The organism is Pseudomonas syringae (assembly GCF_023278085.1).
Taxonomy (GTDB): domain Bacteria; phylum Pseudomonadota; class Gammaproteobacteria; order Pseudomonadales; family Pseudomonadaceae; genus Aquipseudomonas; species Aquipseudomonas syringae_Q.
In genome coordinates, this window is sequence record NZ_CP066265.1 from 1,117,291 (window position 1) to 1,131,186 (window position 13,896).

At 61.2% G+C, this 13,896-nt stretch carries 11 protein-coding genes and 1 pseudogene; 10 read left to right on the forward strand and 2 right to left on the reverse strand.

Annotated features, from left to right (window positions below; translation table 11 throughout):
- Positions 1 to 3 precede the first annotated feature (3 nt).
- Entirely contained in the window at positions 4 to 867 is an 864-nt protein-coding gene (locus tag I9H07_RS05045) for a DUF3034 family protein (protein ID WP_024675961.1), read from the forward strand.
- Positions 867 to 1,289, forward strand: a complete 423-nt coding sequence (locus I9H07_RS05050) for a group I truncated hemoglobin (protein ID WP_236424459.1) — start codon at positions 867 to 869, stop codon at positions 1,287 to 1,289. Before I9H07_RS05045 ends, I9H07_RS05050 begins: the two co-directional genes overlap by 1 nt.
- Before the next feature lie 319 nt (positions 1,290 to 1,608).
- On the opposite strand, the gene I9H07_RS05055 is transcribed toward I9H07_RS05050, so the two are convergent.
- Positions 1,609 to 2,601 carry a GntR family transcriptional regulator gene (locus tag I9H07_RS05055; RefSeq protein WP_419204566.1) on the reverse strand — a complete coding sequence of 331 codons (993 nt, stop codon included), beginning with the start codon at positions 2,599 to 2,601 and terminating at the stop codon, positions 1,609 to 1,611.
- A gap of 347 nt (positions 2,602 to 2,948) precedes the next feature.
- On the opposite strand from I9H07_RS05055, the gene I9H07_RS05060 reads away from it, so the two are divergent.
- From I9H07_RS05060 to I9H07_RS05095, 8 genes and pseudogenes are all read left to right on the forward strand, one after another.
- Positions 2,949 to 4,319 (forward strand): amidase, encoded by a 1,371-nt coding sequence (locus tag I9H07_RS05060; protein ID WP_058824906.1) that lies wholly within the window; start codon positions 2,949 to 2,951, stop codon positions 4,317 to 4,319.
- A gap of 68 nt (positions 4,320 to 4,387) precedes the next feature.
- Positions 4,388 to 5,269 carry a polysaccharide deacetylase family protein gene (locus I9H07_RS05065; protein WP_002554892.1) on the forward strand — a complete coding sequence of 294 codons (882 nt, stop codon included), beginning with the start codon at positions 4,388 to 4,390 and terminating at the stop codon, positions 5,267 to 5,269.
- Between the two features lie 27 nt (positions 5,270 to 5,296).
- Positions 5,297 to 6,637, forward strand: coding sequence for an MFS transporter (locus tag I9H07_RS05070; protein WP_024675965.1), 1,341 nt, complete (start codon positions 5,297 to 5,299; stop codon positions 6,635 to 6,637).
- A 10-nt stretch (positions 6,638 to 6,647) separates the two neighbouring features.
- Complete coding sequence (locus I9H07_RS05075; protein ID WP_024675966.1) at positions 6,648 to 7,409, forward strand: SDR family NAD(P)-dependent oxidoreductase; 762 nt, start codon at positions 6,648 to 6,650, stop codon at positions 7,407 to 7,409.
- A 164-nt stretch (positions 7,410 to 7,573) separates the two neighbouring features.
- A pseudogene (locus I9H07_RS05080) lies at positions 7,574 to 8,324 on the forward strand (SDR family NAD(P)-dependent oxidoreductase).
- A 22-nt stretch (positions 8,325 to 8,346) separates the two neighbouring features.
- Entirely contained in the window at positions 8,347 to 8,646 is a 300-nt protein-coding gene (locus tag I9H07_RS05085; RefSeq protein ID WP_003405362.1) for a hypothetical protein, read from the forward strand.
- On the forward strand, positions 8,643 to 9,650 hold the full coding sequence (locus I9H07_RS05090) for a CobW family GTP-binding protein (protein WP_024675968.1): 1,008 nt from the start codon (positions 8,643 to 8,645) through the stop codon (positions 9,648 to 9,650). Before I9H07_RS05085 ends, I9H07_RS05090 begins: the two co-directional genes overlap by 4 nt.
- A complete protein-coding gene (locus I9H07_RS05095; RefSeq protein WP_236424463.1) occupies positions 9,647 to 10,843 on the forward strand; it encodes an ABC transporter substrate-binding protein in 1,197 nt (398 codons plus the stop codon). Before I9H07_RS05090 ends, I9H07_RS05095 begins: the two co-directional genes overlap by 4 nt.
- Positions 10,844 to 11,197: 354 nt before the next feature.
- Here I9H07_RS05095 and I9H07_RS05100 read toward each other — a convergent pair whose 3' ends face one another.
- On the reverse strand, positions 11,198 to 13,618 hold the full coding sequence (locus I9H07_RS05100) for a glucose/quinate/shikimate family membrane-bound PQQ-dependent dehydrogenase (RefSeq protein WP_024675694.1): 2,421 nt from the start codon (positions 13,616 to 13,618) through the stop codon (positions 11,198 to 11,200).
- Positions 13,619 to 13,896: the final 278 nt, after the last annotated feature.

The window sequence follows — 13,896 nt, forward strand, 5'->3', positions numbered from 1 at the left end:
GTCATGTCCTACCGAATTCCATTGGTGTTGGGTTGTGTTCTGGGCGCTGTCGCACCGCTTGCGCTGGCGGATAACGGTCGCTTGATCGCCACGGGTGGCGCAACCAGCATTGAAGGCAGCGCTGGCGGCGGCATCACGCCCTGGGCGGTGATCACCGGTTACAGCGAGCAGGGCGAGTGGGGCGCAACGGCCTTTGCCACGCATGTCAATCTGCCGGATTACAACCTGGACGTTGCGGGCCTGGCTTTCGCTTACGGCAACCGCGTCGAACTGTCCTACGCTCACCAGCGTTTCGATATCAGCACCTTGCAGCATCGGCTCAGCCTGCCGGACGATAACCTCAGCCAGGACGTGTTCGGTGTCAAATTGCGGTTGTTCGGCGACCTGATCTACGACAGCCTGCCGCAGGTATCGCTGGGCGTGCAGTACAAACACCAGAATGATTTTCTCATCCCCAGCCTGGTCGGCGCGCAGCGTGATTCGGATGTGGAAGGCTATCTCACGGCCAGCCGGCTGTTCATGGGTGCGGCCTTTGGCTACAACGTGGTGGTCAACGGCGGAGTGCGTTACAGCCGTGCCAACGAAACCGGTCTGCTCGGGTTTGGCGGTGACCGGCGTGACAGCCGCAGCGTGCTCAAGGAAGGTTCGGTGGCAGTCTTGTTCAACCCTCGTTGGGCAATGGGTGTCGAATATCGCGAGAAGCCGGACAACCTGTCGTTCGCGGGCGAAAGCGATTGGGCGGACGTGTTCGTCGGGTACTTCCCTAACAAGCACCTGTCTGTCGTGCTGGCCTACGCCAGGCTGGGTGAAATTGCCACGCTGGATAACCAGAACGGCACCTACCTGTCCGTACAGGGGAGCTTCTGATGAGGCGCTTGTTGATCTGCCTGATGCTGACGCTGCTGGCCGGTTGTGCGCAGCAACGTGCGCAGGACGACAGCCTCTATCAGGACCTTGGCCAGCGTGCCGGTATCCAGCGGATTGTCGAAGGCATGCTGATCCATGTGGCCAGGGATGCGCGCATCTCCGAGCGCTTCAAAAGGGTCAACATCGTGCTGTTGCGCGACCGGCTGGTCGAGAAGCTGTGTGTCGAAGCCGGCGGGCCATGCCGCTATGCCGGCGACAGCATGGCCGAGTCCCACAAAGGCCAGAACCTGACACCCAGCGACTTCAATGCGCTGGTCGAAAACCTGATCGCCTCCATGGACGCCGAGAACATCCCTGTCCCGGTACAGAACCGCCTCATCGCCCGGCTGGCCCCGATGCGGGGCGAGGTGATCGGCAAGTAACCTGACTCATGACGATTGGTGACTGTGCTGATGCTCCGCGTTGGCATGCAGTTCGTGACGCTCTACGTTACAAATCGACGCCGCGCCGCGCGTTCAAGACCGGACGCAGAGCGTCCAGAACTTAGTAGCCTGGACCCTATGAAATCGGACGCTTGTGTAGGAGCGAACTTGTTCGCGAAGGGGGCGTTGGGGCATTGGAAATGTTGTGAATGTACAGGCCCTTTCGCGGACAAGTCCGCTCCTACAGAAACCGACTTTCACACTGAGTGCGAGTTGACTCGTTTATATAGTGTGGCAACGAGAGTGATCCAGCCGCGCCTCAACTCAACCGCGTCAAATACTCCGGCACTTCCTGCTCCGGCAACACTGACAGCACTTTCAGGCGCTGGAGCATGCGTTGCCGGGCGCGTTGGAGGTGTTCCTTGAGGTTGAGGGCGGCGGCGTCGAAGGCGCCGTGCAGCAGCAACTCAATGATCAGCCGGTGCTCGGCGAGCATTGCCTCATCTGCGCCAATGTCCAGCAGGCGGTAGAAAATCCGGTTGATGATCATCGGGCTCTGCGCCTGGCTGATCAGCGTCGCAATCTTGCGATTTTGCAGTCCCGAGAGGCACTGCTGATGCAGATCGTCTTCAAGGCGCTCGATGTCTTCCAGGCTGCACCGCTCGGCGCTTTGCGCATCGATCACTCTGGCGAGCATCGCCTCAAGGGTTTCACGGCTCAACGACGGGGCCGTCAGGCGCAAGGCTTCGGGTTCAAGGCAGGCGCGCAGTTCGTAGTCCTCGGTGATTTCCCGAGCGGTCAGCGGCCCGGCCAGCCAGTTTGAATAAGGCTCCTTTTCCACCAGGCCGCGATCGCGCAACCGCATCAGCGCCTCCCGGACCACCGCGCGACTGACCCCGTAATGCTGAGCCGCGCTCTGCTCGTCCAGCCGGTAATGACCAAACGCGATACAGGCCGACAGTGCCGCGCCGATCTCGTCATGAATGCGTTCGCCAAGCGGGCGGGTATCGACCAGTTCTTCGCTGCTGTCCAGACCGAACTGCCTGTGGCTCAGGCTCAGACGCAGCGGCTCGACTTCTTGAGACTGCGGATTGACCAGATAACCGCGACCATCGAAACGGCTGATCAAGCCTTCTTCATGCAGCAGGTTGAGCGCTGTGCGCACGGGAACGCGACTGGTGCCGAACAGTTCTGCCAACGGCGCTTCGAGCAACACCAGCCCATTGGCAGCCGCACCGGAGAGAATGGCGTTACGTAACACCTCACGGATCATGGCATAGCGCGACGCGGTGCGCGGGGCCTCTTCTGACATCGGTTTCATACACTTCTGACGGCTGACGGACGATTCTCGCACAGATGCACTGTTGTCACCTTGGGCTACGTCCTGATGCTCGCTCATGGGGCCACCGTTACTTTTTTGCACTGAAATGTACCTTTTATAAAAGATACATTATTTCTTTGTGACGATTCGTTTCTCTCGCTAACCGCCGTCAGGTTGGAGCAGGTGTTTCGCGGCGAGTGTTCTAGTACGCCGGTTCCAGCTCATGGAGGCTTTGTAAACGACCGGGCTAGTGTCTCTTCCCGCGAAGATTGGCATGGAACCTGCCTTTATTAAATGTACATTTTACTAATAAGTACATTTATAAAGGTGTGGTGGTGATGATCGATACCGGGAGTCACAGTGTTACCCGTGATGCCTGCGCAATGGCCGATGACTTTGCACAGGGTCGCAGTGATCCTCTGCACGTGCTGGATCAGGCTTTGCAACAGGCGACGCAGGTCGATCACGTGTTCATCTCCATGAGCGTCGAGCGCGCGCGCCGCGAAGCCGAAGCCTCTACTGCCCGCTGGAAACACGGCCAGCCCCTGAGTCCTTTTGACGGCGTGCCCATTGCCTGGAAGGATCTGTTCGACGTCGCCGGGTCTGTCACTACCGCAGGTGCTGCGCTGCGTAGCAATCTTTCGCCTGCCTTGCTCGACGCCCCCAGCGTCGCCTTGCTGGCGCGCGCGGGCATGATCAGCCTGGGCAAGACCAATCTCAGTGAATTCGCCTACTCCGGGCTCGGCCTGAATCCGCATTTCGGCACGCCGCTCAACCCGCTGAGCGATGCCGTACCGCGCATTCCGGGTGGTTCTTCTTCGGGTTCTGCAGTGGCGGTCGCGTCAGGCATCGTGCCGATTGCGATGGGTACCGATACCGCCGGGTCCGTTCGTATTCCGGCAGCGTTCAACGGGCTGGTCGGGTTTCGCAGCACCAGTCGCCGTTACAGCCGTGACGGGGTATTTCCACTGGCACTGACGCTCGACAGTGTCGGCCCGTTGACCCGCAGCGTGCGGGATGCGTTGGTCATTGATGACTTGCTCTGCGCGCGCAGCAAACCGACCTCGCTGCTACCGCGTAGCCTGGCGGGTCAGCGTTTTCTGGTCGATCAGGCGGTACTGGACGACGAGCGCATTGCGCCTGCGGTTCGCGAAAACCTGCTGCGCGCCATTGACGCGTTACGCGCTGGCGGCGCGCTCGTCGAGTTGCGCCCCTGCCAGGCCTTTCAGGCCGCTTTGCAACTGATTCAGCACCACGGCTGGCTGGGTGCAGCCGAGGCATTCGCCCTGCACCAGCCATTGCTCGACAGCGACGCGGCCAGTCAGCTCGACCCTCGGGTACGCAAACGTCTGGAGGCTGCGCGGCATATGCCTGCCAGTCTGCTGGTCAACCTGTACAGCGCTCGCGAAACGTTACAAGAGCAACTGACCCTCGAACTCGATGGCGCACTGCTGATCACTCCCAGTGTTGCCCACGTCGCTCCGCCGCTGGCGCCGTTGCTGGCCGATGACGAACTGTTCATTCAGACCAACCTTGCGACGCTGCGCCTGACCATGCCTGGCAGCCTGCTGAACATGCCCGGCGTTTCGTTGCCCAGCGGATTCGACGCGGCAGGCCTGCCCACTGGCTTGTTGCTCAGCGCTCCAGCGGGGGAGGACGCCCGTCTGTTGCGCGCGGCGCTGGCGGTGGAATCGCTGCTCAAACCTTGAACAACAACAAACCGGCATGCGCGCTGAACACCGCGCTGCCGCTCGGATAAACCAGCGGGAGAATCAAGATGGCCAAAGAAATTCTGTGTGCGTTTGGGGTGGATGTCGATGCCGTCGCGGGCTGGCTCGGCTCGTATGGCGGTGAGGATTCGCCGGACGACATCTCACGCGGGCTGTTCGCCGGTGAGGTCGGTGCGCCACGTCTGCTCAAGCTGTTCGAACGTTACGGCCTGCGCACCACCTGGTTCATTCCGGGGCACTCGATGGAAACCTTTCCCGAGCAGATGAAAGCCGTGGCGGACGCCGGGCATGAAATCGGTGTGCATGGTTACAGCCATGAAAACCCGATTGCCATGACCCCGGAGCAGGAAGAGATCGTTCTCGACAAGTCCATCGACCTGATCACGCAAATGACCGGCAAGCGCCCGACCGGCTACGTCGCGCCTTGGTGGGAGTTCAGCAACGTCACCAACGAGCTGCTGCTCAAGAAAGGCATCAAGTACGACCACAGCCTGATGCACAACGACTTTCATCCTTACTACGTTCGCGTAGGGGACAAGTGGACCAAGATCGATTACAGCCAGCACCCGGACACCTGGATGAAACCGCTGGTGCGCGGTGAAGAAACCGATTTGGTGGAGATCCCCGCCAACTGGTACCTCGACGATCTGCCGCCCATGATGTTCATCAAGAAAGCGCCGAACAGCCACGGGTTCGTCAACCCGCGGCACCTGGAAGAAATGTGGCGCGACCAGTTCGACTGGGTCTATCGCGAACACGAACACGCAGTCTTCACCATGACCATTCACCCGGACGTGTCTGGTCGCCCGCAAGTGCTGCTGATGCTGGAGCGCTTGATCGAGCACATTCAAAGCCATGCTGGCGTCAAGTTCGTCACTTTCGACGAGATTGCCGACGACTTCGTGCGTCGCAATCCCCGTACCCGCTGATTCATTGCCCTGTCCGAGGCGTCACTCATGTCCATTTACAACAAGCTCGACCTGACCGGCTGGAAACCTGAGCAACTGACTCCGGATCAAGTACGGTTCGCCACATGGATTGCGTTTTTCGCGTGGGTGTTTGCGGTATATGACTTCATTCTGTTTGGCACGCTGCTACCGGAAATCGGTCGGCATTTCAGCTGGAGTGAGGTCGAACAGGCCGAAATCGCGACCTGGGTCGCGGTTGGCACGGCGGTGGTGGCTCTGGCCATCGGCCCGCTGGTAGATCGCCTGGGACGGCGCGTGGGTATCATTTTTACCGTGAGCGGTTCGGCGATCTGCTCGGCGCTCACGGCCATCGGTGGATCGTGGGGTAAATCGCCATTGATCCTGATTCGTTCACTGGGCGGTCTGGGTTATGCAGAAGAAACGGTCAACGCGACCTATCTGAGCGAAATCTACGCGGCTTCGGATGACCCGCGACTGGCCAAGCGTCGTGGCTTCATCTACAGCCTGGTGCAAGGTGGCTGGCCGGTCGGTGCGTTGATCGCCGCCGGTCTGACGGCGGTCTTGCTGCCGATCATCGGCTGGCAGGGGTGCTTCGTGTTCGCGGCCATCCCGGCCATCATCATTGCGATCATGGCACGCAAGCTCAAGGAGAGCCCGCAGTTCCAGATCCACCAGCGCATCACTCAACTGCGCAAGAAAGGTGACGTCAGTCAGGCACAAGCCGTGGCGCAAACGTATGGGGTCGATTACGACGAGCACAGCAAGGCCGGTTTCAGCGCTGCCTTCAGAGGTTCTTCGCTCCGCGCCACGCTGGTGATCGGTGCCGCGATCCTGCTCAACTGGGCCGCGATCCAGGTGTTCAGCGTGCTGGGCACAACGGTGATCGTCAGCGTTCACCACATCTCGTTTGAAAACTCGCTGATCATTCTGGTGCTGTCCAACCTGGTGGGTTATTGCGGTTACCTGTGCCATGGCTGGATGGGCGACCGGATCGGTCGTCGCAATGTGATCGGTCTTGGCTGGATGCTCGGCGGTCTGGCCTTCGCCGGCATGCTCTACGGGCCAAGCAGCATGGTGATGGTGGTGGGGCTTTACAGCCTGGGGCTGTTCTTCCTGATCGGGCCTTACTCGGCGGCGCTGTTCTTCATCAGCGAAAGCTTCCCGACCAGCATCCGTGCCACCGGTGGCGCAATCATTCATGCCATGGGGCCTCTTGGCGCCGTGGTGGCAGGTTTCGGTGCCACGTCAGTACTGAGCGCTGGCGGCGACTGGCAGACGTCGGCGCTGTACTTCGGTGCCGTGCCTTGCTTCCTGTCGGGTGCGCTGATGTTCGCCGCTAAACACGTGCGACCTGAAACCGTGAAATAAGGAGCAGCCCATGATTCGTAAAGTTGCAATGGTAACCGGTGCCGCCAGCGGCATCGGTCAGGCGCTGGCGGTGGCCTTCGCCCGCCAGGGTGTTGCAGTGGCAGGCGGTTATTACCCGGCTGACCCGCATGACCCTGAGCAAACCCGCCAGTTGGTGGAGGCGGCGGGCGGCGAATGTTTGATGCTGCCAGTGGACGTGACCTTCACCGAGTCAGTCGATGACCTGGCCGTGCAGGCAATCAAGACGTTTGGCCGCATCGATTACGCGGTGGCCAATGCCGGGTTGCTGCGGCGGGCACCGTTGCTGGAAATGACGGACCAGCGCTGGAACGAGATGCTCGACGTGGACCTGACCGGCGTGATGCGTACTTTTCGCGCAGCGGTCCGGCACATGGGCGAGGGCGGCGCGCTGGTGGCGATTTCTTCGATAGCCGGCGGAGTTTACGGCTGGCAGGACCATTCCCATTACGCTGCGGCCAAGGCTGGCGTGCCGGGTCTGTGTCGTTCACTGGCGGTGGAACTGGCGTCGAAAGGCATCCGCTGTAACGCGGTGATTCCCGGCCTGATCGAGACGCCGCAGTCGCTGGACAGCCAGAACTCGCTTGGGCCGGAAGGTCTCGCACAGGCAGCCAAAGCCATCCCGTTGGGCCGCGTCGGCCGGGCGGACGAAGTTGCTGCACTGGTGCGCTTTCTGTGCAGTGACGAGGCCAGTTACCTGACCGGGCAAAGCATCGTGATCGACGGCGGCCTGACCGTGCGCTGGCCGGGGTAGATCGAGGCGGAGCAGACCTGTGCGAGATATCAAAATGTGAGATCAAAAATGTGGGAGATTGCTCGCGAAGAGGTCAGCACAGACATCGAAAATAGTGTGTCCATGACTGAGCCTTGGTGAGCAATACGCAGTGATCATAAGACCCAACCAAGGACCCCAAACCCATGCAACAACTCAAACAAAAGCGGGCAGTGATCACCGGTGCAGGCAGCGGCATTGGCGCTGCTATCGCCCGTGCCTACGCCGTTGAAGGTGCACATCTGGTGCTGGGTGATCGTGATGCGGCCAGCCTGGCAAAGGTTGCCGAGCACTGCCGCCAGCTGGGCGCGCACGTGCAGGAGTGTGTGGCGGACGTACGGCAGCGTCGAAGGCGCGCAGGCCAGTGTTGACGCTTGCGTCGGGCATTACGGTGGCATCGATATTCTGGTCAATAACGCGGGCATGCTCACTCAGGCACGCTGCGTCGACCTGAGCATCGAGATGTGGAACGACATGTTGCGCGTCGACCTGACCAGCGTATTCGTGGCCAGTCAGCGCGCCTTGCCCCACATGATTGCGCAGCGCTGGGGGCGCATCATCAACGTAGCGTCGCAACTGGGCATCAAGGGCGGTGCCGAGCTGACTCATTACGCCGCCGCCAAAGCAGGCGTTATCGGTTTCAGCAAATCGCTGGCGCTGGAAGTTGCCAAAGACAACGTGCTGGTCAACGCCATCGCGCCCGGTCCTATCGAAACACCGCTGGTGGCCGGCATCAGCAGCGCCTGGAAAACCGCCAAGGCTGCCGAGCTGCCGCTGGGCCGTTTCGGTCTGGCCGAAGAAGTCGCGCCGGTGGCCGTGCTGCTGGCCAGTGAGCCGGGAGGCAACCTGTTCGTCGGTCAGACGCTGGGCCCCAATTCCGGCGATGTCATGCCATGAGCAACCTGCCGGAGAACCGCTGATGTGTGGACTGTGCGGCCTGTTGGGCGAAGACGTGCACTGGAGCGATCCGCTGGCCGCCGAGCTGCCCCGGCGGCGTGAACGTTTGCGGCGTATCGCAGCGATCAACAAGGTGGTTGCGCCGTTTCGCCTCAAGGTCGAGGACTTCCAGGGCGTGTCCTACCTGCTGCTCGGTGCTACCGGCAAGCAGGAACTGGCGACTGGTCTGGAACAGCTTTGGCAGAAGGCCGAACTGTTGATCGGACGGCCGTTGGACCCACTGGATTCGGGGCTGCTCGACCATCTGCAGAGGTCATCATGAGCATTGCCCTGAATGTGATTACCGGCTTCCTCGGCAGCGGCAAGACCACCTTGCTCAAGCGTTTGCTGGCTGACGAAAACATGGGCGATACAGCGCTGCTGATCAACGAATTCGGCGACGTCGGCATTGATCACCTGCTGGTCGAAGAGGTCGCGCCGGACACCGTGCTGCTGCCCAGCGGCTGTGTCTGCTGCACCGTGCGCGGCGAATTGAAGGACGCCTTGCTCAGCCTGCTGGATCGACGTAATCGTGGGGAGATTCCGGCGTTTAGGCGGGTGATTCTGGAAACCACCGGTCTCGCTGATCCGGCGCCTATCCTCACCACGCTGAGTAACGACCCGCAATTGCGCGGGCGCTTTCACATCGGCTTGATCGTCACCCTGGTGGATGCCTGTCACGCCGAGTTGCAAGAGCGCCTGCACCCGGAGTGGCTGGCCCAGGTGGCGGCGGCAGATCGGCTGTTGCTGAGCAAGACTGACCTGGTCGACGAGCCCGCGCTCGACGCGTTGCGTCAGCATCTGCAAGCGTTGAATTTCTCTGCGCCGTTGCTGGATACGGCGCAGGTGCATAGCGGTGATCAGTTGCTGCTTGGAGAGGGCGTGCGTAGCGCCGAGCCGGCGGTCGAAGTGACCCGCTGGCAACTGCACCGCGTCGAGTCGACAGCAGCGCGGCATGGCGACGCGCAGGTGTGCTGCCTGACCTTCGAGCGTCCGCTCGACTGGGTCGGTTTCGGGGTGTGGCTGTCGATGCTGTTAAGATGCCATGGCGAACGAATCCTCCGTGTCAAAGGACTGCTTAACGTGAATGACAACCAGGCTCCCATCGTGATTCATGGTGTGCAGCACTGCCTGCACGCGCCAGTGCATCTTGCGGCCTGGCCGGGAGAGGATCGCACTTCGCGGCTGGTGTTCATCCTGCGCGGGCTTGACCCGGAGTTGCTGCGTCGCTCGTTCGAGGTGTTTTCCAGCAGCTTCGCGCCGCCGCGAAGCGAGTCAGCAGCATGACCATCACCTTGCGTGTCCTCGGCACCTCGGTGACCTTGCTCGAATCCTTGCGTGAGCGTGCCGAGCAGGAACTGGGCATCAAGCTGGTCTACCAGATTCATGACGTGCAGACCGCGCAACGCATCGCGGTCATGCAGCCGGACAGCTACGATCTTTACGATCAATGGTTTCACAACGTCGACTTCGTCTGGCCGGCGCGGGCGATTCAGCCTATCGACACGCGGCGAATTGCGTTGTGGCACGAAATCAACGACCTGCCCAAACGGGGTCGTTTGCGGCCGAGCGATCAACCGGGCAGCGGCAGTGTGCCCAGCGAGCGTTTGTTCGTGCAGCACGACGGCAGTCTGGGCAGCGCGGTGACCGAGCGCATCAGCATGCTGCCACTGACCCACAACGCCGACAGTTTTGCCTACCGCCCCGAGCGCCTGCCGGACGGTCTGAGTTCTGCCGATGAAAGCTGGGGCTGGTTGCTGGACCCTGCATGGGGCGGGCGTATTGCGTTACAGAGCGACGCGGCCATCGGTGCGCTGGATGCCGCACTGGCCGTGCAGGGCGCAGGATTGGCGCAGTTCAACGACATTGGCAACATGAGCATCGAAGAGATCGACCGGCTGGCCGATGTGCTGGTGCGTAAACAGCAGCAAGGGCATTTCGGCGCGTTCTGGTCCGACGACGAAGAAGCCGCCGAACTGATGCTCAGCCCGACCATCGACATTCAGAGCCTGTGGTCGCCGACGCTGGTCAGGCTGCACCGCGCTGGCGTGAAATACCGCGTGGCGGTGCCGAAGGAAGGCTATCGCGGCTGGTTCGGCGGGCTGTCCCTGTCACGCCACGCCAAGGGCCCGGTGCTGGATGCCGCCTATGCCTACCTGAACTGGTGGCTGTCCGGCTGGCCGGGTGCAGTGATGGCGCGGCAGGGTTATTACATCGGCAACCCGGCGCGCAGTCGCGACCATCTGAGCGCAGCCGAATGGGACTACTGGTACGCCGGCCTGCCGGCTCGCGAACAACTCCTCGGCAGCGACGGCCTGCCACTGATCGACGCCGGAGAAATCCGCGACGGCGGCTCCTACGAAGAGCGTATGGGCCACATCGCCGTGTGGAACTCGGTCATGAACGAACACAACTACCTCGTTCGCCGCTGGAGCGACATCCTGCGCGCCAGCGGCAAGAGCAGCGCCAAGGCGCGCTAGTCAGCCGCACTGATCAAAGCCCTCAAGAGCGGACGCAGAGCGTCCAGAACGGCGTTCCCACGCTGGAGCGTGCGGAACGATAATCGTCTGAACCCTATCGTGGCAATGCTCCGCGTCGCACATTCAAGGTTGGACGCAGAGCGTCCGGAACTGCATTCCCACGCTGGAGCGTGCGGAACGATAATCGTCTGAACCCTATCGTGCCAACGCTCCGCGTGGGCATGCATTTCGTGACGCTCTGCGTCACAGATCTGCGGCCGTGCCCGCTAGCAGGTGCAACTTAGGTCAAGGCTTCAATGGCAAAAAAAAGCGGCTACCTCTCGATAGCCGCCTTTCATTCACCTCAACACCACCTTATTTCGGCAGTTTGAACGCCATCACGTAGTCACCCTGTTTGGTGCCCAGCGAGCCGTGGCCGCCAGCCACGACCAGCACGTATTGCTGACCGTCCTTGCCGGTGTAGGTCATCGGCGTGGTTTGCGCGCCTGCTGGCAGGCGGGCTTCCCAGAGTTGCTTGCCGTTACGCACGTCATAAGCACGCAGGTACTGGTCAAGTGTCGCGCTCATGAAGGCCAGGCCGCTGGCGGTCGTGATCGGACCGCCTAGGCTTGGAACACCCATGGTCAGCGGGATGGGAATCGGCGAGCTGTCGCGGACAGTGCCGTTCTTGTGCTTCCAGATGGTTTTCTGGGTGGTCAGATCGACCGCTGCGATGTAACCCCACGCAGGCGCCTGGCACGGCAGGCCCATTGGCGACAGCAGTGCTTCGAGAATCACGCCATACGGCGCGCCCTTGTTTGGCTGCACGCCTTCGGTTTCGCTCTTGCGACCCGGGCCGCCTTCGACTTCGGCGGAGGGCACCAGCTTCGAACGGAACGCCATGTAGTTCGGGTTGACGAAGGCGATCTGGCGCACCGGATCGACCGAAATGCCGCCCCAGTCAAACACACCGAAGTTACCCGGATAAACGATCGAACCCTGCAACGATGGCGGGGTGAACGGGCCGTCGTAACGCAGCGACTTGAAGTCGATCCGACACATCATCTGATCAAACGGCGTCACGCCCCACATGTCGCGTTCCTTGAGCGGAGGCGGCATGAAGTTCAGGTCAGACTTGGGTTGAGTGGGCGACGTGTGGTCGCCTGCAACAGCGCCTTGTGGCACCGGTACCTCGTTGATCGGCACGATAGGCTGACCGGTGCTGCGGTCCAGCACGTAGATGCTGCCCTGCTTGGTCGATGCCAGTACCGCTGGCTTGACGCCGTCGGCAGTTTTCATGTCCAGCAGCGTCGGCTGACCGCCCACGTCCATGTCCCACAGGTCATGGTGAGTGAACTGGAAGTCCCAGCGTACCCGACCGGTCGCGATGTCCAGTGCAACCAGGCCCGCGCTGTACTTCTCTGACTCCGGGGTACGATCGCCGCCCCATTGGTCTGGCGTCTGGTTGCCCATCGGCAGGTAGATCAGGCCGAGTTTTTCATCGACGCTGAACATGGACCACATGTTCGGCGAGTTGCGGGTGTAGATCTTGCCATCGGCAATCGGTGCTGTTTCTTCCGGGTTGCCGCTGTCCCAGTTCCAGACCAGACGGCCGGTGTGTACGTCATACGCACGGATCACGCCGGACGGTTCGTCCATGGAAACGTTATCGGTGACGTGGCCGCCGATGATCACCAGGTCCTTGGTCACTGCCGGTGGCGAGGTGGAGTAGTAGCCGCCCGGTGCGAACGTACCCATGTTGGCCGTCAGATCAATCGAGCCCTTGTTGCCGAAGTCTTCGCACATCTTGCCAGTGTCGGCGTTCAGGGCGATCAGGCGGGTGTCGGCAGTCGGCAGGAAGATTCTGCGCGGGCAGGCGCTTGCCGTGGCGGTGCTGTCAGCAGCCGGTGCAGCCGGGCTTTGTGCCGGGGCGCTGGCAGCATACGCGGCGTCGTCGTGGTAGGACACGCCACGGCAGGTCATGTGCGCCCAACCCTTGAAGTTGGCAGCGTTCTGGGTGCTGAGCTTCGGATCAAAGCGCCAGATTTCCTTGCCCGAATCCGGATCAAGGGCAATCACCTGACTGTGCGGCGTACACACGTAGAGCATGCCGTTGACTTTGAGCGGGGTGTTCTCGGCGGTGGTTTCACCTGGGTCATTCGGCCCCGGAATGTCACCCGTGCGATAGGTCCAGGCCGGCTCCAGCTTGTTGACGTTCTCCGGTGTGATCTGCGCCAATGGCGAGTAGCGATCACCGAACGCGGTGCGGCCATAAGACTGCCAATCGCCGTCAGGCATCGCCGGAGCGGTGTTGGTGGTGCCAGCTGTTTCGCGGTCCAGTTGGCCTTCGATACGGCCGGGGTGGGTGAACTGGCTCGCCAGAGCGGTCAGACCGGCCAGCACCACAGCGATGCTCAATGCACCCGTGCCCATACGCGCCGGGCCCTTGAGCAGCAACGGACGACGGAACCAAGGCAGCAGCAGAACGATGCCGAGTGCGAACCACAGTGCCAGACGTGGCACCAGTTGCCACCAATCCAGACCGACTTCCCACAACGACCAGACCGTACTCGCGAACAGCAGCAGGGCATACAGGCCGAGCGCCGCAGCGCGTCCGGTCATCAGCAGCACGCCGGTCACGGCAAAGCCGATACCCGCCAGCAGGTAATAAAGAGAGCCGTCCAGTTGCAGAAGCCGAATGCCACCGATCAGCAGCGCCAGCCCCATCAGCAGAATCACCAGCCCGAGCAGGGTCGGTAACAGGCGATTTCCATTTGAAGCACCGTCAGTGCTCATAAAGCGAATCTCCGCGAGAAGTAAGTGATTGATATTTGGTTTTCTTATGCATCGCCTACCCTGGCGCCATTCCTTGAAGCTGCTTATAGAAACGAATCAACGACCGTCGAATTCAATCGGCAAGCAAAACGCAATGGTGCGACCAACCCGCCATGGTCATTGAGTCGTAGACCCCTGCGGCTTGAATTCGTGCATCGACGTTTACTCGAAGGAACCTCTGTAGGAGGGAAGATCTTTAATCCTTAAACGACAATGATAGGGCGCTAACGATTTCTCGA

Excerpts from the sequence above, each read along its gene's own strand:
- I9H07_RS05095 (WP_236424463.1), top strand. The coding sequence starts at position 9,647 with ATGACCATCACCTTGCGTGTCCTCGGCACCTCGGTGACCTTGCTCGAA.
- I9H07_RS05075 (WP_024675966.1), top strand. The coding sequence starts at position 6,648 with ATGATTCGTAAAGTTGCAATGGTAACCGGTGCCGCCAGCGGCATCGGT.
- I9H07_RS05085 (WP_003405362.1), top strand. The coding sequence starts at position 8,347 with ATGTGTGGACTGTGCGGCCTGTTGGGCGAAGACGTGCACTGGAGCGAT.
- I9H07_RS05070 (WP_024675965.1), top strand. The coding sequence starts at position 5,297 with ATGTCCATTTACAACAAGCTCGACCTGACCGGCTGGAAACCTGAGCAA.
- I9H07_RS05100 (WP_024675694.1), bottom strand. The coding sequence starts at position 13,618 with ATGAGCACTGACGGTGCTTCAAATGGAAATCGCCTGTTACCGACCCTG.
- I9H07_RS05050 (WP_236424459.1), top strand. The coding sequence starts at position 867 with ATGAGGCGCTTGTTGATCTGCCTGATGCTGACGCTGCTGGCCGGTTGT.
- I9H07_RS05090 (WP_024675968.1), top strand. The coding sequence starts at position 8,643 with ATGAGCATTGCCCTGAATGTGATTACCGGCTTCCTCGGCAGCGGCAAG.
- I9H07_RS05045 (WP_024675961.1), top strand. The coding sequence starts at position 4 with ATGTCCTACCGAATTCCATTGGTGTTGGGTTGTGTTCTGGGCGCTGTC.
- I9H07_RS05055 (WP_419204566.1), bottom strand. The coding sequence starts at position 2,601 with ATGTCAGAAGAGGCCCCGCGCACCGCGTCGCGCTATGCCATGATCCGT.
- I9H07_RS05065 (WP_002554892.1), top strand. The coding sequence starts at position 4,388 with ATGGCCAAAGAAATTCTGTGTGCGTTTGGGGTGGATGTCGATGCCGTC.
- I9H07_RS05060 (WP_058824906.1), top strand. The coding sequence starts at position 2,949 with ATGATCGATACCGGGAGTCACAGTGTTACCCGTGATGCCTGCGCAATG.